We start from the raw sequence: 17,648 nt of genomic DNA on the forward strand, positions 1-17,648 counted from the left end.
GTATGATAAAACAGTAAGTAACTAAAATGTCAGAAGAACAAAAACCAACCGTAAAACAACAGATAAAAGCATTGGTACAGGAAAATCCATGCACCGCAGGCTCAATAGCATTTGGTAGTGTTGGAGCAGCCGCCGGCAGCTTACCCGGTGCTATTTTAGGAGCAGCAGGCGGTTGTGGAGTTGGTGTCTTGATGGCAGAACATGCGGCAAGTAAAAGAGAACTTGGCGAACTTAACTCACCACAAACTCCTGATAGTTCTATCCGATCAGAAATTATAAAGAAATAATAGATCTTTATTTAACCCGAAAAGCCGCCACTATCCTGTCTTTCCACCATTCATCCAGAATATGCTCAACTACCGCTCGTGCTGGGGCGTAAGCGTGTATTATCGCCTTCTGCCCTTTATATTCACTTACAATAGCTAAATGCTGCGCTCTATCACCAATATTAAGTAACAATATATCACCAACCTCAATCTCATCTTTTGGAATTTCTAGCATTAGAGATGATAGTTTTTTCCTAAGTAAATCAGTATCAGGATAATGTGGATAGTTTGTCTCATCGTATTTTATAAGAGGTAGTCTCAACTCTTTCGCTACCCCAATCAGTAGACCTAAACAATCAACCCCACCTTTATGACATTGGTTTTTTTAAGCCGTCCTTGATGATGAAAAGACGTACCAACCCATGATCGCGCGGCATGGGCAATATTATAATTACTCATAAATTCCGTTATTTATATAGTTTTAGGTGCTTGGGATTTAAGGCTTTTCAAACGTTAGTGAATAAGAAATTGCAAAATCAAAAAAACAAGACCAATAGATTATGTCAGTCCTGAACCATAACTATCAGATTTTCTCTACTCCCGAGATTCTTTGCTATCCTTATCCTTTTGTGGGCGGAAATGTGTACGCATCGTCGGACGGGCGAAAAGCGGACGTTGCCCCATGCTCTTGGCGTATGCCCAGACCAGACCAGCCATAACCACTATAGACATGCCAAACACCCAAATGGTCGCGGCAATCGTTGAGTTACCATGTATACCAATTACCGCCGCCGATACAAACACAGCGACAGCGATAAAAAAACCTAGAACCTGACCAACAATAGAGGTGATTCCATGCACCCTAAGAGCTTGTCTTTCCCATTCATGGCGGTGCTTTTGCTCCATCTCAAACATGGTAAGAATCATCTTAGCGGAACCATCCACAACATAATTATAGCTCTCCAGAACCTCTGGATGCGGTAAAATCTCTACAGTCCTATTCTGATTGCGGTCACGATTACCTCTTTGTTTATAATAACCACCAGTCCTAGTAGGGCGCTGATTCTCGTTGTTACCTTCAATCGTCTCCATTGCTACTTTCTTCCAATTTGCCAATTATGTTTTCAATATCCTGCCCTATGCTTATCCAATCCTTGCGCAAACCCTCAGCGGAATTTTTATATGGATAACGATAGAGCAACGGAGAACTAGTAATTTTCAATACTGAAAATATCCCAACAGTAAAATCTCGTATCACTCTCATGTAGATACCACACCACTCAAATTCATACTCATTTTCATACTATCTTAATAACATTAAAATCATACTGAAAAAACATTTTTTTACTTAATCTATTTTTATATTTATTTTTTTCTAGTTCCCGCTGTCTCTAACATTGAGTCAATACCAGGAACATGTGGTTCACCTCTAAAATTGATAGCGTTACTATAGCGATTAATACAAGTAGATAAAGTTTTATCACAACCTTGTGTCATATTATAACTATCACCAACACTTACCAGATATGGCATAGGTAAAACTAAAATTATCCTACCACCACTAATAAATTCTTTCAATTCCATAGACAAACCAGAATTATCTCCACTGGTAAAACTAATCTTCCCAAAATTATATATTCCACTAGACTCTAAGCGTGTTGAATCAAAAAATTCTTGATTTGAGGTAACAAAAGTTACACTACCAGAAACTGTAAAAGACGCGGCATCCAACTTACAACGGCTATCGGTAAATGACGCGCGACATGAAGCGGAGTACAGCTCACCAAATTTTTGTGAAAGACGCTGCGTAAGCCCTCTTACCTCCACCACAAACTGAGAGGAACGAATCGCTACTTCACCAAGCCACCCTCTTCTAAGCTTCAATTTTCCTTGTGTAAGGTCACTATAATTTACCATAAAAATTTCTATCTCAGCGAAATCATATAGTCCTGCCATTATATCTTTCTCTTCTATATTTTCTGACGACAAAACACCCTCAATATCAAGATTATCAACATTAAGAGAATCTGTATTTTGAATCGCGCTAGGAGTAAACCCACTCGCCGCCTTATATATTACCGACTCAACATTTATGTCCAAATCATGATCCGTAAAAGCAAAATTAACACCATCACGTCTTGTAAGCTTCCAACAAGTCGCAAGGGTAGTCACCTCACCTGCTATATGTAAAGCGAGCTCATTTGAGATATTTTTCATGATTTTTCCTCTAAACCCTAATTTCAACTAATGGAATATCATTCCAACTACTAACCCCATACGAATCAAGGGAAGCTGACAGGCGATCAGTATCAAAACGCACCGGAACATCAAACTCAAAATCAGCGGTAATTATAACACCAACAGCAGGTGCCACTGAAAATTGTACAACACCTGTAGTATCATCAAGCGTGTAAGAGCTAGATACAACACCATCTAAATATACCACAACACTGTCAGATACCGGCTTATTGATCGTTCTATTTTCAATAACACCACCACTATCATATGATTTAATAAGCTGAAAATCAGTTGCCACACCATCACCAGTTCCAATAAGCTGAGTTATTGCTTTATAATCACTCCAGTCCTTAAAACGAAAGCCGTTCGCTCTTCCCTTCCTCGCTCTAAAAAACGCTATGAGAGAATCAAGTTGCGCTTGACTCTTAATACCATGCGCCACGTTATACCTAGCTCGTGCTTGTGCCCAATTTATATTTCTCTGCTCATAACCACCGTTACTTACCACAATATCGGTAAAATATTCAGGTCCTCCTGATGATCCATAAGAAATATCAACAGGAAAACGTGTTTCCACAAATACCATAAAAAAACTCCTGAATTATTGATTAAAATAGATGTTAGGTTCTAGAAGCTAGGAGCTAGGGAACAAGAAGCACAGTAAGTCAGGCTGTGCCATCATCACCTGTCCGCCGAAACTCAAAGAGCGTAGGGGGAAGCAACATGGCAATCGCCTTTGGATACAATGTCACCACGCACGTGGTTAGCGGGGTCTGGTAGGTTACAGATAAATCCAGTGAAAAGCTCTGCTTTTCACAACCGGATGCCGTCATAAAGACGGCATGACAGTGTCATGTTCAGTGCCTGATACCCAAATGAAATCGCCATGCGCCAGTAGGCGGCACGAGCCATCAGCCAGCGAAGCTGTTCTAAACACCAACCCCTTGTGAAGCGTTCACCCCACGAGGAAGCGTGGTTTGCGCTGGTGGTGATAACGGAGTTTGACTATTCACATCATAATTCATATCGCTTGCTTGCCCGTTCACCTTCATGGTAGAAAGCACATATATACCCTCACCGGGATTAAATAGATTCTTTGGCTTCATATGCCCACCATTAATCAGCTCAGCATATTGCGCGTCCACTGTTTTGAATGGGTCATGCGGATCATAAATCATTCCGGTCTGCGCACGAATTGCATCCGCGATACGTGGATCTTGGCTCATTGCCCTTAATTTTGCTATATTCTCATGATCAGAAAGAGCGGCGGCAAAGGTTTTCTCACCGGTATATTTCTCCAATAACTTACTCGCCATTTTACCGTGCTCTCCTTCAAGATTAGAAGCGAGAGCGGCAAATACAACTCCCTGTGGCACATAGTCTCTATTATTCACCATCTCAGCAATCTGTAAATTAATTACTACAGGATCCTGCTTTTGCTCAACTATTTTATCATTATAAATCTGATTTCCTTTATATCCACCGACAATCCCTCCTACAACTGGAAGTAAACCGCCAAATGGCAAAACAAAAGCGGTTATAACACTACCTACTCCTGCTCCAATAGAAACAGAAAGAAACTGACCACCAATATCACCCCAGTCAACTTCCTTATTTACCGCTTTTCTAAATGCCTGATTCTGTCTTTCCAACTGTCTTTTAGCAAGACGTATATCACCTTCATTAAAATATTTTTCCATCTGGACTTTAAGGTTTTCATCATCATAGTGCCGCACCGCGACATCAAGGGCAAACCCCGCTGGTGTAGCCACACGTGCTATCCTATCTAGCACCGGAGAAATAGCGGTAGCCCTTGTTGGCGCGTATTTTTGAATAACATCAGTATTTATTACACCGTTGAGTGTACTAGCACCAACTACCGCACTATGAGCATTCTCAACAATTTTTTGCCTACCAGCTATATCATTTAGCGATTTATCAGGATCAATGGCCATATTCTAAGCCCCCAACTCTAATGCTTTATTAGCACCGGCTGAATTACTAACCAAAGAAGCAGTGTGATCACCAACAACTTGTTTCTGTTGTTGATTATTATTACCTCTTAATGCCGCGACATGTGAATATGCTTGCTTAGCCTGATTTCCCGCCAGCTTCTGACCACCAACCGCTAAGCCACCCGCAACCGCCAAACTGTCTAACTTCTTAAATATACTGCCATCAGCAACCTCACGCATAATCTGACCAGGTGCGACTTTCTGTTCAGCATACTGTGTAGCGAGCTTCTTAACCGATTCATAGCCGCCTTTAACTGAAGCGAGTTGTTTACTGCCAGCAGCTTTAGTTATAAATTCAGCGTATGCGTCCGCCGGTATCGCCTGACCAGCCGCTTGCGCCTTCTTAAGAGCGTCATAATTAGAAAGAACCGTCTCACCAACCAAAGCATTAAGACCAGTAGCTGCCGCGTGTGGAGCCATAAAGCCAAGCATTGACATTTTTCCACGAATAGCAAAAGCAATGTTAACTCCAAGAGCGGCAAGCCCAGCACCTTCTGATACCACAAAACTTTTAAGCAACTTAGAGCGTGCCTCAGCGACCGGTTTTGACACGCTACCAAATAAAACAGCGGCGGTAGAAGCGTCTTTTCCAGTTATATCCTTATTCATTTGCTTAAGAGCATTCAAATTAGCGGTAAATCCTTTCGCCTCACCAAACACCTCCATAGCGCTAGCGGCTATGAAAGAAGCATTCATCGCCGTTGTTAAGACCGGAGCCTTATACATCTGTTTTGGCAGGCTAGCTATACTTTTACCCAACTTCCCAGACTTCCAACCAAGAGCGTTAGCGTGCTTCCCAACAGCTTTTTCTGCAGTATTAATAGCATTGCCAAACTTATTAAGTACTACTTTCTGTCTGGATGACGTATCATAACCACCACTTACAAGCCTCTCCAACTCACCATCAAAAGCTGTCTTTGCCGCCGCAAATTTTTTAGCGTCAACCTTGCCAATTTCCGCTTGTGATAAAATCCCTTTCAGCTCATTCGCATAAGGTTGTAATGTTGTGGGAAGTTCTCCATACTCCCTGAATTTACCAAGAAGTTCAGTAGCATTAGTAAAATGCTTAACGGCACTGCGACTATTTACTTCCGAAGCGACATAACCTAGCCTAGTTACATTAGTTGCTTCGTTAAATTTTTTTCCGGTAAATTTCGCTGCCGAGTTCAACTCTTTACCAACAGTATTGGTAAAATTATTTCTTGGCATTAATTCTTCTACAGTTTTGCTGTTAACGGCTTCTACAAATCCGCCAGTTTTTTTCCCAGCTTTTTTTATAAAATCTATACCAGTTCTATCACCAAACCATTCAACACCTTTTGACGCACTGCCAAGCAGACCAGCTATGATATGCCCGAAACCAGCGACAAACATTCCCACATTCAAGGCACCACCGGTAGCATTACCAACTTTTTCCATTACGCTAGATTCATGCGCTGTCTGTGCCGCGCCAGCCGCATTCTGAACATCATCAGAATCCACAGATGGCTGCTGACCAGCCTGTGGCTTAGCTCCTCTTTGATTTATATAATGAATTTTCGCACTCATACCACGATTATACTATGATGGTAGCGGCTATCCCACTGTTTTTTTATTAATATTATGTTACAGTCAGTCATTTGAAAAATGAGGAAATGTTACAACTAGAATCTACAAGACATATCCACAAGACATATCCTGCCACCTAGAGCCTAGAACCAAGCCCCTAGAACCTTTCTAAGCCAGCCCACCAAGAGCGGCACCATCCGCACGTGAGTCAGCAAGCCGCTGGGCATTGGACAATTCTTCCATACCATCAGGAATATCACGTGCTTTCTTTTTAAGTTCCTCCGGATTAATCTCCGGTTTTTTATGAATTTTTTCTGTCCAATATCTACCACCGCTCATACCACTCGCCACCTGCTCACGAAGAGCGTAGTCACGAACGGCAGAGGTAATATCCCCACCTTTTTCCAGCATAGATTTAGCTTCTTTTTTATCCCCAGCCTCAAATGCCTCTTTAAGGCTGTGAACAGCCTCAATCTGACGATCAGAAAGCCCTACATCTTTTAATTCCTCTGGAGATTTTTCACCAAGCTCCATAGCAGTATTTTTAACAAATTCAAATACATGACTATGCCCATCCTTACGCAAAGGTGCGATTTCTTTTTTAGATAATCCAGCTTTAAGCAAAACATCATCTGAGAACATGGAAGCGAAAACCGCCTTATCATTACCTTTCAACTCATTGAGGGTGGAAGACACAGCACTCATTATGAGCTGCGGATTTTGAAAATCAGCAAGGAACTCATCAAGCGGGGTCTTCTCATGTGAGCCAAAATTCTTCCTCTGCTCATCAATAATATCCTCAAGTTTATCTGATTTAACAAAATGCCTTTTATTCAGCACCTTACCATCACCAACAAAACTCACAAGCGACATAGCATCAAGCTCACGTTTTGAGATTACCTCCCCGATCCGATCAGCGAGAGGTTGCAATTTTTCCATGAGCGCCGGACCTATATCAGATCTTCCTCTATCCTTTTCATTCTGCCGGAAAATCTCTGATACATAAGCCCCAATATTTTCCCCTTCACGAAGCTCACCGCTGTTTATCCTCTCCCTGAGCCCGATAATCAACTCATATGCTGAAGTTTTACCAAGCTCACTCTCTACATCCTTATTTACCTTTTGTTTCAAGAATAAGTTGATTATAGAGCCGGTAGCTACCGCCATTTCCCTACTTTTACCATCAACAGGTGATTCGTGACCACCTACATTCTTACCTTCAATTATTTCTCTTTCTCTTAATCTTTTAGCTTCGTTATAATCATTATAAACTCTTTCCGCGTCATGGTCACTTAGTCCATGAGCTTCTTTTAATCGTTTAAATTGTTCACGTGATTCTCTTTCTTGTTTCATCATTGATTCAAGACTACCCAAGCCACCATTCTCACTACCAAGAGCTTGGCTACGAGCCATTTTTCCTTTTTCATGATTCGCTAGCGCCTTATGATTACCAATAGCGAAATAGCCATTTAGCAACACTGTCGGAAGCTCAGCGGAAGCTCTCTTAAAGCCAAGCTTCATAATCTGGCTCGTCTTCTCCATAGCGGTCTGAATGACTTCATTATTTTTTTCAGCGTCCTTATCTGACTCTAGAACCATCTCTAGATTATCACGAATTTCCCGACGCTCCTTACTCCTATTCCTGATCGCCTGAACCACCTCAACTGTTGGTTGGGCGCCAATCAAAGCGGCAGCTACCGCCCCCGCGCTCCATAAACCTGCTTTATGTGCAGCCTGCAAATTCCCAGCACCATTATGAAATTTTTTATGGAGTTCGTTATAGATATTCCTAGAGTGTTTATAAGCACCACCACTTACAAACTCATTTATTAATACTGGAAGACCACTAGTAACTGTCTGAAGTACCGCCGCCATCTCGCTGGATACCTCAATCCCCATCCAATGGTGTTTCCCGTTCTTCTCCTGAACGGTGACCATAGAGGCTAGTGAGTTAATGTTATTCTGATTTGACTGCTCAAGCTGCTCCTTTGCCTGTTCCGCAAATTGCGAGGCAAGTCCACCCATTCCCCCATTGTTCATATGGTCATAAGACATTCAAATACTTAACCAATAATTGCTATAGTTACTAACACCAATATTAATACCAAAAATTCTATAGGTTCACAGCTTACACCTATAGATGATACATTATAGCAAAAAACTTCTGGCTCTAACCATCAAATTTTTATTACATTTTAATGACGTAAGCAAATTTACTATCAACAAAAACATATACATAATTAACAAAACAAATAATTATCACTCAATACAAAAATATATTTATATATCAAATTGTTAATATCCTATAAATTACGTCTACTCGCTCTTGCTATCTCTTTTGCCAAATCCGCGATAATTTGGTTCTTACTTAAAGATAGTCCTTTATTAACAGAACCAACTGAACCTATAGAGTTTTTTGACGGAATTGTGACAGTTTCATTACCCATCTCCGAGTTATTAACAGGAAACACAGGATTTAACCGATTATTAGATGGCAGCCCCCCGTTGGGCAAATCAAAATGGCTAATAAAATCTTTCAATATATTTTGCGAATCACCACTTTCTATTGAGATTTTTTCTATCCTAGCCAATATTTTTTCTATACGAACCAGTCGCTTTTCAAAAATATTCATGAAATGTTTATCTTTAATTCCTATAGTCATTGTAATATCCTGAATTTTATTGTAATAAACCCGTTATTTTTATAAACGAAGCATAAAAAATTAACCTTATGTCTTTTAAGATACATCTGATAGTAGTGGTGATTATATCTTTGGTATTGTTACTAGCGGCAAAAATGATTGTACCAGCTCCTGAACAAAACACACCAACTCCTGTCAACAACCCAACATCATTATCACCTTATAAGATAGTGATAGAGCGAGCGAGTTGGGGGTTAAACTGTCTTAAAAGTAAATTGTACCAAAAACAAAATAATACTGAAAACAGCTATAATTATTACGATGATTCTAACGATAAAGGTAACAGAAAAGAGAATAATGTCTTGTATCGTGTTTCCCAGCTTTGTAATGGCAAATCTAAATGTGATTTTCCTATAAATACCTATAATCTAGGAGAAGACCCTTTCCCTACTTGTGGGTACAAAATATTACACGTTGAGTATCGCTGCTTTGAGATAGATCGTCTACGCGTCCTCGAAACAAAAAATAACCAGCTTAACATAGATTGTGACGCTATGTTAGGTGACCATCCATAGCATGATTGGTGTCTATATTTTGACTCCATCATTACTTCTAATTGTTTTTATATCCATAGCACTATTTCATCTAGTTGAAAAAAAACACTTCAACAAACATCTAAACAAAGAAGGAAATATTGAGGATATAGAACCTATAAAATCCCTTTTTAATTCACAAAGCGTCAAATCATTATCAATAATATTTTTATCTTTCCTAATTATAGGGCTTTATGACTGGCAGTTAAAAACTCTTCAGAATCAGGTAATAAAGCTTAAATCAAAACAAGAAATAACTAACATAAGCTACAATGAAGCTATAGATGAGTTACAAACATATAAAAAACAGTATGATGAACTATTAAATAAATATAAAACTATTATAGATGGTAAAGTCTCCACAAATAATACTCATAACAACAACACAACCGTTAAAGTAGCTGACAACAAGCCAAAGCAGCCCGATATACAGGATATTTTTGGACAAGATAGTAATGGATACAGTGAACTATCAGAAAATGACAAAATAAAGACCAGCATTGACAAAGTTAAAATATATTATGAAGAGCTTCTAGTGACTCATTTCTTCCTTAAGAAATGCGGCAAAACAAATGATGATAACTATAACCTTATATTCCGAGCCCTACAAAAAGACTTACAATCCCTTAACACTTCTTTTGACATACAAAATGACATATTGACCGCCGCCGTTGGTTCATATCAAGAATTATACTCGGAAAATGAATGTCTGCCAGATACGGTAAACGGTATCTACAAGCAATATAATGAATACATGAAGGACATTTCTAATATGCTAAAAACCACAAAAAAATAGCTATATCTTATCTTAAACTTTGAGTAATATCCTTATCCTCAAAGCGCCATTATAAGTATACCCATCATTTTCCATATTTATATCATGTGATACTATCCGCGCTGATAATATCTCTTTACCAGATATGTTAATAATATTGTTATGAAATTCATCATAAATTAAATCCATTATATCAACCAGCTCCTTGCGCCCTGATTTTCTACTCCATACATTAATCTCAAATATATACTCAACATTACCACCAGATAGCTTATCTAATATATTTACCTGACTACCTCCTATGGTTATAAAGGGAAAATCAGCATCTTGTGGTGGAACGTCAAATATTCCATTCACCAAAGATAATATTTGGCTATTTCCTGATAGTTTTTCGTATATAGCCTTTTGTATTATATGATAATCTATACTCAAAGATACCTCCGTTTCACATCTTAATTCTTTTGCACTGCACAATAATATTATTTATAACAATCCTAATAAGAAAAATTCTCAATCAATAAAAGTTAATAAAAATTAAAAATCTGTCATAAAAATGTAATCATAATATGCTAGAGTAATCCTCATGTTCCATTACTCTAACCTACCAACACATGATGTTAATATTGACACTATGTATATAGTGTTTGAGGATTTTTTTGATCAATACAAACTCATTCTTACTGAGGCTGAGCAATACCTTGAGAAAGTGATCAAAAACACCGACCCTCACTACATAAACGCTTACCAGACATGGAGACACGCTATACATGAACTGCTGGAAGGCTCCGAAACTCTCTCAAAAAAAAATAACATTGAGAATTATGAGGATTTTGTTGAGGCGCTCCACATGTTCAGCTTTGAAAGCACTATAAAATTTCTACGTGATATGTGTAATATGTGCGATATGCGCCTTAAACGTGAATGGGAGAAAGAATTTAGAGAAAGAATTAATCAGCTTCTTTTTTCAATTTCTACCAACAACAAAAAAACACAACTAGCATAGTTCATAATACGTCTAAATAGCCACACCTTCCTCAGCTAATATCTCCATTGTCCCATCAATTTCATTGAAACTAACAACAGACTTTATATTAAACATCTTACCAGCAAAAATAATTCTCATATTATTAGCTATACCATCTCTATGGCGAATTGTTATTCTATACATATTTTCAGACTGTATCTGACCAGCGAAAAATTTCTCTCTACCTTTAAGCTTGTTTCCAGCCGGAACTATTTCCGCCCATAGAACCGCTACATCTTGCCAGTTCTCCGTATATCCTCCAGCGCCATCAGCCACACCCATATCCTGCTGTAATGTTATTCTATAACGCAATCGTGAAGTAATATCTTTTTTCATAAAAGAACCTCACGATATGGCATATATAAAGTAGCGACATTATCAGGAATAATAGTACCCGCTGCCCCTTCTCTATTATTATACATAAATGCTATATCAGCTAATATACCATATTTAATAGGTTGCGGAACATCAGTCGCCACCCCATATCCAGCTTCATAAATTATCTCTATAGAAAAACCGATTATATTATTATCAAATATAATGCGGTTATTAGCGACATTAATATAATAATCTGAAGCGGAAACCACAGATTGACTTAGGTCACGATTAACTATGGTTACACTATTTACGCTGCTTACCGGACACATCGGCAAATATACGCTACAGTCCAAATACTCAGCATATGTAAGTTTCCATGTTTGCGTTATTAGAGACCTTCTCATCCACTCTTCAGCCCTAATTCTTGCTGATACGATTAAATCACCTATAAGAGAATCCTCTAAAGTTGAATCAACCCGTAAATATAATTTAGCCTCAGTAAGATTAATCGGCTCACTTGTCGGCGCGACAACACGCTCAAGTCCATACTCTCTATTACTTGTCATAATATCCCTGTTATTTTATTTATTGATAGTGACGGTGCGCTACCGCCCATCCCCCAAAAACACTAGTTAGAAAAACAACACTTCCTAGCAAATCCACGTCTTATGAAATATTCAGCTAAAATATCAGTAATTTCATACTTATGATTCTTTATAAATAAACGCACAGCGAATCCATCCTCACTGCCATAGCGAGTATGCAACATAATCACTGTCATAAAATTTTCCTAGATTGATATATTCATCCCAGTAAAAGACTATAGCTTTTCACATGAGGCATTGCTGGCGGAACTCTATCTGACTTAACGGGCCTCTTGTCCACTAATGCCTGCTGCCTAATGCCTATAGCCTATTCTCTAAGTATGAATAGACTGAGGTGCTAACGAGCTAGCCCTTCCGGATAATATATCTGTAAATTTTTGATGTTGATGCTTATTTGGCCAGCCATAAGCATGTTTTCCAAAGACCATAGAAAGACCCGCCGCGCTACCAAGAGCGTTAGGAACTTCCCACACCATCGCCATAGTTGATATATCTTTGGCTTTCTTCTCACTTACACCAATTTTTTGAAGAGCTTTACTCATTGTCTTTATATTATCATCGGTGATTTCTGAGCCTTTAGTATTTAAGAATATTAGTGAACCAAGATGCACACCTTCATCTACCGCAAAAATCATCCTTTTTTCGTTACTCCAGTTAATAAACGGAATATGGTCTCCAATCTTTCTTACCCATGAGTCACTAGCTACTGATTTCTGCCTTCCATTACTACCATTAACATTCATTACTTTGTTCATTTTGTCTCTAGCGAAACTTTTAGCGACCATAGAAAGAACCCAAGCACCACCAAAAACTATCAAAGCTTTAGCGTATTTATCCGCCCTTTCATCCTCTGACTTATTACGGTCTACCTTGCAATCTTCTATGCTACATTTATCCAACCATTTTTCTATGGTTTTCTGGTATGGTTTTATAACAACATTAGAAAGAGAATGTGATACTTTATTGAGATATTTCTCAGGTATCAATTTATCGGCAACAGCGACCGTGCCCAGAGACACAGCTGTAGAAGCTCCTTCAGCCACAACAAAACCAAGCGACTCCAAACCAACCGACCGCCTAGCGGTTTGTTGACCTGAAACTTTTGCTATATCACTATTTTCCGTAGAAATTGCCAATTTAACATCACCTTAGTTGAACATAAACACAATAACCCATTCATGATAATAGCATAATTAGACAACAGATTTTATGAAGCTTTTATGAAGGTTACGGTAAAAAATAACCATATATTACAATTCGTGATATAGAGTATCAGAAGTTAATTTTCTTTTTGTTCAGCCACATAAGAGGTTATATTCTTTGTCACTTCATTTATATTAGATGAATCCTTAACATCAAGCATAGCCTCATGATTAAAGCCATACTCTTTAGTCATCTTTTCTTTAACTTCTTCAGAGGGTTCTCCGATACCAGCCTCTATAATAATACCGTATTCCTCAGGGTAAAAAATCCCACTTTCCTGAGCTTTTATAAACTCCTCAAGCCTATCCGCGCGCACCGCGACATAAGCAAACACTGGCTGACCGTCAGTATTCTCGCCACGCACCATAAGCACGCAAACCGTCTTTTCAGCTATAATACGCTCAGTAACCGAAAGTTTACTCACATTTTACTCCAAATGGATTACCTCAGAATTTTACTATAAAACAATACTATAAAGCAACCTCATTAAATTTGTGTTAAAACAATAGGTTAATACAAATAGACTTACGAAGCGAATAATGTAGCGACCATAAAACCTTTATTTTATAGCCGCTTACATCAACACATTCTATATAGAAACCACACTAAACAGCTAGCTTAAGCAATTTTATAGCCTCAAAGTTAATTACATCACCACCAACCCGCTTTGTGGCATAGAATTTAACAAACGGTTTTTCTGTAAACGGATCTCTTAAAATATTAATGGATTTACGATCCACAATTTGATAAGCGGCGGTAAAATCACCAACAGCGACCGAAAGCGAGTTGCTAGCGGCAACTGGCATATCCACCGCCATATATACGGGAACTCCCATAAGAGTATCAGGAGCGCCAGCCGCAAGACTTGGTTGCCATAAATACTGACCAGTACCAGATTGTTTAAGCAACCTTACTGATTGTACAACCGTGCGATTCATCAAAAAACTCGCCCTTTTCGTATAAGCGTCTTTCAGTGAGTAAAATAAATTGATTATTGAATCAGCGGTAAGCGCGCCATCAACACCAGAATTAACTTGCTCAATCTCTCCCCAGCTTGTACCAGCTGTATAAGTTAGAATACCTTTTGGCTGAGTAGTCCCATCACCACTAATAAAAGCTGTATTTTCCTTACGAGAAAAAATATCGGCTATTTTTCCGGCAAGCCAACTCTCTATATCAATAGCCGAATCATCAACCAGTTTTTGTGTGGCTTTTGGCTGCGCGTATAATTCAAAGGTGGAAATGCTTTTTTTAGCGATAGTTGGTGTAGCGGTATCGCTTACGGCGGCAGTCTCCGATGTCCAACCCGCCGCCGCCTGATCATGGTCATCTATCAGCTCCAAAGAATCAGTGGATATAGTCTCAACCGACGCTAATTGACGTAGCGGAGAACTCTCAAAAACCGACTGAGTTATTTTCGCTGACATATGTGGAGTCACCAAATATCCACCATCAGGATCTGAACCAACCGAAAGAGCCTTTGTTTGTAGATTATCCAGATTAACTTCCACACCTTTACGCAGATAATTACGGAAAGCTTTGCTATACTCACCATGAAAAGCTGGCTCGTTCTTAAATGATGTTTGCTTTTCCTCAAACTCAGGACGGTTATAAGCAACCTCCATCGCGTCAAGACGACTACGATAATTATCAAGAGCGGCGTTTATATTTCCTAAATGCTCACTATATAGAGCGTCCGCGCTACCTTTACGCTCAATTTCACTAAGCCTAGCGTCATTTACTTGCTTAAATTGTTCCCATGCGTTGCCAAGCGAGGCAACACGATCGGTAATTTCACTTATACTCATAAGTTTCTCCTTATTTTTTGATTATTAAGACTACCATCCTGTCAACCAAAGAAAGGATGTAGAAAAGGTTAAAATTTATTATTTGACTATTAGATGTACTATGATACGGTCATCTCTTGCAAAACTTCGTAATCAACGGCTATAGAACTTAAAATGACTGCTCAACAACATATAAAAGAAATCAAATGGCTTCACGAAGTATTAACTAATAGCCCTAGCACACTTAATAAAACAGGAGAGAAGGGTTCTATAACAAGCCCAGAATCATCGGCTCCTATTTTAACACCGTATAATACAGCAGTAAAAAAACTCCTTAAGCAAGAGGATGAAGACTATCAGTCTTACGCAAATCATGTTAATAGCATTACAAAAAAACATAATATGTCACCTGAAACATCTATAGTAATCGGGTTAAACCAAAAAGGTAACATAGATCTAACAAACCTCATAAATAATGGCACGGCAGAGCAACTTGTAAATAAAGTGGTAGATTTTCTATCTTCAAATAATATAAAAAGTGCGGTTATACCTCCAACAGAAAAATCTCCTGTTCCTGCGTTGGTTATAGACCTAGCACAAAAAGATTTGCTTACTAATTTACAAAATATTTATGATAAAGAAACTTTACCGGCGTTAATAAAAAAAGGTAAATCACCTATAATAAATCCTGATGGTAAAGAGGTTACTCCAAAAGAAATTGTTGTTAAAGAAATCAGTCAGCAGTTATTAGCAATACGCAAGCGTGCCGCCAATGTCGGTATCGGCTCCAACGAGATGGATAATATAATCAGAGGTTCTAAAACAAAATTTGAAGCTAATCAAAAGGGATAATACTCCAAACTACTCTCTAATGATTCCAATAGCCCTATCCAAAGCCTCAGCAAGCTCTACCAATTCATATGCGGGTATGTCTTGCTTTAACACAGTTATTCTCGCCGCGTCATTTGCCGGAAAAGTAACAAGACTTATCTCCCACAACTCAGCAACGGAAATAGTTCTGACCCCAGTTTTTTCGTTAACACGGTAAGTTATTGGTGTATAACCGATTGAAAGCCCACTAATCACCCCTTCCTTCATTAAGGAATAGGCTTCTATCGCTTTTTCCAAATTAAGTAACAGCCGTCCCTCAACATAAAGACCACGACTATCCTCAAATATTTTCTCAAACACACCGACCGGATCATCCTGCCGATGTTGCCACAGCATTTTTATCTCACCAACTCTGCCCTTCAGACTGTTAACAAATGCCCCACGCAAAATTATATCCCGCTGATTATCCACCACATCAAACACACTGGCATATCCAGCAAACCTGCCATCATTATCCAGAGATTTAATTTGCAAATTAAAGGCAAGCCTACTCCGTTTACGCCTAAGCGCATTATCTTTTTTATCAATATACATAAAAAATCCTTCTTGTTGCACAAAGCAACATAGTAATTTTTGACAAAAATTACCCTAAATATCCATAGCTATTAACAATTTATACCTAAACAGAATTTCTTCTTCTTTTAATTTTACTAGATACATAACTCCATAGTGCTATAACTATGATAAGTATATATAAAGAATACCCGAATATGTAATCGGCAACCTCCAATTTATATTTCGGCAATTCCTTCGGTAAGAACCCTTCTTGCTGTAATTTATCTAGCTTTTCTTTATTCAGAGGATAATACTTTCCCGGCTCGCTAACAACACCTAGCACATAACCATCATCTTTTACGTAAACTCCAAGTATAAAAAACTTGATGGTAACCATATGTCCCAAGTAAATCTTTTCACCATCCTTTACACTAAAATCCACATCCATCAATTTCCTTATATGATGGTCGTCCCCAAACCTCATTTTTCCAGCGTAAGCTGATGTAGGCAGTGATATAACAAAAATTGATAGTAAGATTACCAACATATTTTTCATAACTAACTCCTTTACGCACCGATTAATAGCAAACGTATTAGAATCAACTATAAAGTCAAGATTATTATAGAATTTTTAGCCTATATATAAATTACTATCTCAAAGCCTATTACCAGCTACTTCCTCACCGCCATCACACGGAACTGAACACGCACCTCATCTTTAAGTACATCGTCCTTTGCCCATTCACCCTGCCCAATTCCAAAATCACTACGCCGCAAGGTTGCCTGTCCGGTAGCCAAAATCTTATCGCTACCAATAAATTTAAGCTGGAAATTCAAGGTCACCGGTACTGTCTTACCACGTAGTGACAACTCTCCATCACTATAGTAATTTTCAGTGTCAGGCATCCGTGATATCGTTTTACTCACAAATACCGCTTCTGGAAATTCTTTTACTGACAGCCAATCACTACTTACAAGATTACTTACCAACTCCTCATATTCAGCGAACACACTGCTGGTCTTCACCTCAACCTTGATGGAGCTTTCTTTTAAGTTATCCTTATCAAATTTTATATCAGCGGAAAAATCCTTAAACTCTCCCTCAACCGGAGCGTTATTATTTATCGCGTAAAATTTAAGCGTGCTTTTCTCTTTATTAAGATTATATTCTGGAACTGCTGAAAGAGCTGAAAAGCTAAAGCTTAAAAACAAAATTATCGCGACTAAAAAACCCTCTATTCTCCACAT

24 protein-coding genes are annotated in these 17,648 nt (G+C 38.6%); 5 read left to right on the forward strand and 19 right to left on the reverse strand.

The genetic code is table 11. The annotated features are described in order from the left end of the window. The first annotated feature begins 26 nt into the window (after nt 1-26). The gene (locus R3D71_07410; GenBank protein ID MEZ5691474.1) at nt 27-287 is read left to right on the forward strand and encodes a hypothetical protein; all 261 of its coding nucleotides are present in this window, start codon (nt 27-29) and stop codon (nt 285-287) included. Nucleotides 288-294: 7 nt separating this feature from the next. Here the strand turns inward: R3D71_07410 and R3D71_07415 are convergent, their stop codons facing one another. From R3D71_07415 to R3D71_07455, 9 genes are all read right to left on the reverse strand, one after another. Further along, a complete protein-coding gene (locus tag R3D71_07415; protein ID MEZ5691475.1) occupies nt 295-588 on the reverse strand; it encodes a hypothetical protein in 294 nt (97 codons plus the stop codon). A 272-nt stretch (nt 589-860) separates the two neighbouring features. Further along, entirely contained in the window at nt 861-1,358 is a 498-nt protein-coding gene (locus tag R3D71_07420; GenBank protein MEZ5691476.1) for a DUF2335 domain-containing protein, read from the reverse strand. Further along, complete coding sequence (locus tag R3D71_07425) at nt 1,345-1,530, reverse strand: hypothetical protein (protein MEZ5691477.1); 186 nt, start codon at nt 1,528-1,530, stop codon at nt 1,345-1,347. Before R3D71_07425 ends, R3D71_07420 begins: the two co-directional genes overlap by 14 nt. 101 nt (nt 1,531-1,631) lie before the next feature. Beyond that, on the reverse strand, nt 1,632-2,483 hold the full coding sequence (locus R3D71_07430) for a DUF2163 domain-containing protein (protein ID MEZ5691478.1): 852 nt from the start codon (nt 2,481-2,483) through the stop codon (nt 1,632-1,634). A 10-nt stretch (nt 2,484-2,493) separates the two neighbouring features. Next, a complete protein-coding gene (locus tag R3D71_07435) occupies nt 2,494-3,090 on the reverse strand; it encodes a DUF2460 domain-containing protein (GenBank protein ID MEZ5691479.1) in 597 nt (198 codons plus the stop codon). 343 nt (nt 3,091-3,433) lie between these two features. Next, nucleotides 3,434-4,459 carry a hypothetical protein gene (locus R3D71_07440; protein ID MEZ5691480.1) on the reverse strand — a complete coding sequence of 342 codons (1,026 nt, stop codon included), beginning with the start codon at nt 4,457-4,459 and terminating at the stop codon, nt 3,434-3,436. 3 nt (nt 4,460-4,462) lie between these two features. Next, nucleotides 4,463-6,067, reverse strand: a complete 1,605-nt coding sequence (locus tag R3D71_07445) for a hypothetical protein (GenBank protein MEZ5691481.1) — start codon at nt 6,065-6,067, stop codon at nt 4,463-4,465. Between the two features lie 168 nt (nt 6,068-6,235). Continuing rightward, nucleotides 6,236-8,122, reverse strand: a complete 1,887-nt coding sequence (locus tag R3D71_07450) for a hypothetical protein (protein ID MEZ5691482.1) — start codon at nt 8,120-8,122, stop codon at nt 6,236-6,238. Between the two features lie 248 nt (nt 8,123-8,370). Continuing rightward, the gene (locus tag R3D71_07455) at nt 8,371-8,730 is read right to left on the reverse strand and encodes a hypothetical protein (protein ID MEZ5691483.1); all 360 of its coding nucleotides are present in this window, start codon (nt 8,728-8,730) and stop codon (nt 8,371-8,373) included. Nucleotides 8,731-8,798: 68 nt separating this feature from the next. On the opposite strand from R3D71_07455, the gene R3D71_07460 reads away from it, so the two are divergent. Together R3D71_07460 and R3D71_07465 are read left to right on the forward strand one after the other, a co-directional pair. Next, complete coding sequence (locus R3D71_07460; protein MEZ5691484.1) at nt 8,799-9,284, forward strand: hypothetical protein; 486 nt, start codon at nt 8,799-8,801, stop codon at nt 9,282-9,284. Nucleotide 9,285: 1 nt separating this feature from the next. Continuing rightward, nucleotides 9,286-10,098 (forward strand): hypothetical protein, encoded by an 813-nt coding sequence (locus R3D71_07465; GenBank protein MEZ5691485.1) that lies wholly within the window; start codon nt 9,286-9,288, stop codon nt 10,096-10,098. A 12-nt stretch (nt 10,099-10,110) separates the two neighbouring features. On the opposite strand, the gene R3D71_07470 is transcribed toward R3D71_07465, so the two are convergent. Continuing rightward, nucleotides 10,111-10,509: a DUF3168 domain-containing protein gene (locus R3D71_07470; protein MEZ5691486.1), complete on the reverse strand. Its 399-nt coding sequence runs from the start codon at nt 10,507-10,509 to the stop codon at nt 10,111-10,113. A 151-nt stretch (nt 10,510-10,660) separates the two neighbouring features. Between R3D71_07470 and R3D71_07475 the strand changes: the two genes are divergently transcribed. Next, nucleotides 10,661-11,080: a hypothetical protein gene (locus R3D71_07475; GenBank protein ID MEZ5691487.1), complete on the forward strand. Its 420-nt coding sequence runs from the start codon at nt 10,661-10,663 to the stop codon at nt 11,078-11,080. A 12-nt stretch (nt 11,081-11,092) separates the two neighbouring features. Here the strand turns inward: R3D71_07475 and R3D71_07480 are convergent, their stop codons facing one another. From R3D71_07480 to R3D71_07505, 6 genes are all read right to left on the reverse strand, one after another. Then, complete coding sequence (locus tag R3D71_07480) at nt 11,093-11,437, reverse strand: phage head closure protein (protein MEZ5691488.1); 345 nt, start codon at nt 11,435-11,437, stop codon at nt 11,093-11,095. Beyond that, the gene (locus R3D71_07485) at nt 11,434-11,985 is read right to left on the reverse strand and encodes a head-tail connector protein (protein MEZ5691489.1); all 552 of its coding nucleotides are present in this window, start codon (nt 11,983-11,985) and stop codon (nt 11,434-11,436) included. The genes R3D71_07480 and R3D71_07485 overlap by 4 nt, the downstream gene beginning before the upstream one ends. A 62-nt stretch (nt 11,986-12,047) precedes the next feature. Continuing rightward, entirely contained in the window at nt 12,048-12,200 is a 153-nt protein-coding gene (locus tag R3D71_07490; protein ID MEZ5691490.1) for a hypothetical protein, read from the reverse strand. Between the two features lie 138 nt (nt 12,201-12,338). Then, nucleotides 12,339-13,160, reverse strand: coding sequence for a hypothetical protein (locus tag R3D71_07495; GenBank protein ID MEZ5691491.1), 822 nt, complete (start codon nt 13,158-13,160; stop codon nt 12,339-12,341). Nucleotides 13,161-13,303: 143 nt separating this feature from the next. After that, complete coding sequence (locus R3D71_07500; GenBank protein ID MEZ5691492.1) at nt 13,304-13,651, reverse strand: hypothetical protein; 348 nt, start codon at nt 13,649-13,651, stop codon at nt 13,304-13,306. 181 nt (nt 13,652-13,832) lie between these two features. Next, complete coding sequence (locus R3D71_07505) at nt 13,833-15,035, reverse strand: phage major capsid protein (protein MEZ5691493.1); 1,203 nt, start codon at nt 15,033-15,035, stop codon at nt 13,833-13,835. A 153-nt stretch (nt 15,036-15,188) separates the two neighbouring features. Here R3D71_07505 and R3D71_07510 point away from each other — a divergent pair, with 153 nt between their 5' ends. Next, entirely contained in the window at nt 15,189-15,866 is a 678-nt protein-coding gene (locus R3D71_07510) for a hypothetical protein (GenBank protein ID MEZ5691494.1), read from the forward strand. A 9-nt stretch (nt 15,867-15,875) separates the two neighbouring features. Here the strand turns inward: R3D71_07510 and R3D71_07515 are convergent, their stop codons facing one another. The 3 genes from R3D71_07515 to R3D71_07525 all read right to left on the reverse strand — a co-directional run bounded on the left by R3D71_07515 (nt 15,876) and on the right by R3D71_07525 (nt 17,648). Continuing rightward, complete coding sequence (locus tag R3D71_07515; GenBank protein ID MEZ5691495.1) at nt 15,876-16,439, reverse strand: HK97 family phage prohead protease; 564 nt, start codon at nt 16,437-16,439, stop codon at nt 15,876-15,878. An 85-nt stretch (nt 16,440-16,524) separates the two neighbouring features. Next, nucleotides 16,525-16,956, reverse strand: a complete 432-nt coding sequence (locus tag R3D71_07520) for a hypothetical protein (protein ID MEZ5691496.1) — start codon at nt 16,954-16,956, stop codon at nt 16,525-16,527. A 116-nt stretch (nt 16,957-17,072) separates the two neighbouring features. After that, nucleotides 17,073-17,648 carry a YceI family protein gene (locus R3D71_07525; protein MEZ5691497.1) on the reverse strand — a complete coding sequence of 192 codons (576 nt, stop codon included), beginning with the start codon at nt 17,646-17,648 and terminating at the stop codon, nt 17,073-17,075.

The organism is Rickettsiales bacterium (assembly GCA_041396965.1).
Classification (GTDB): Bacteria; Pseudomonadota; Alphaproteobacteria; order Rickettsiales; family SXRF01; genus SXRF01.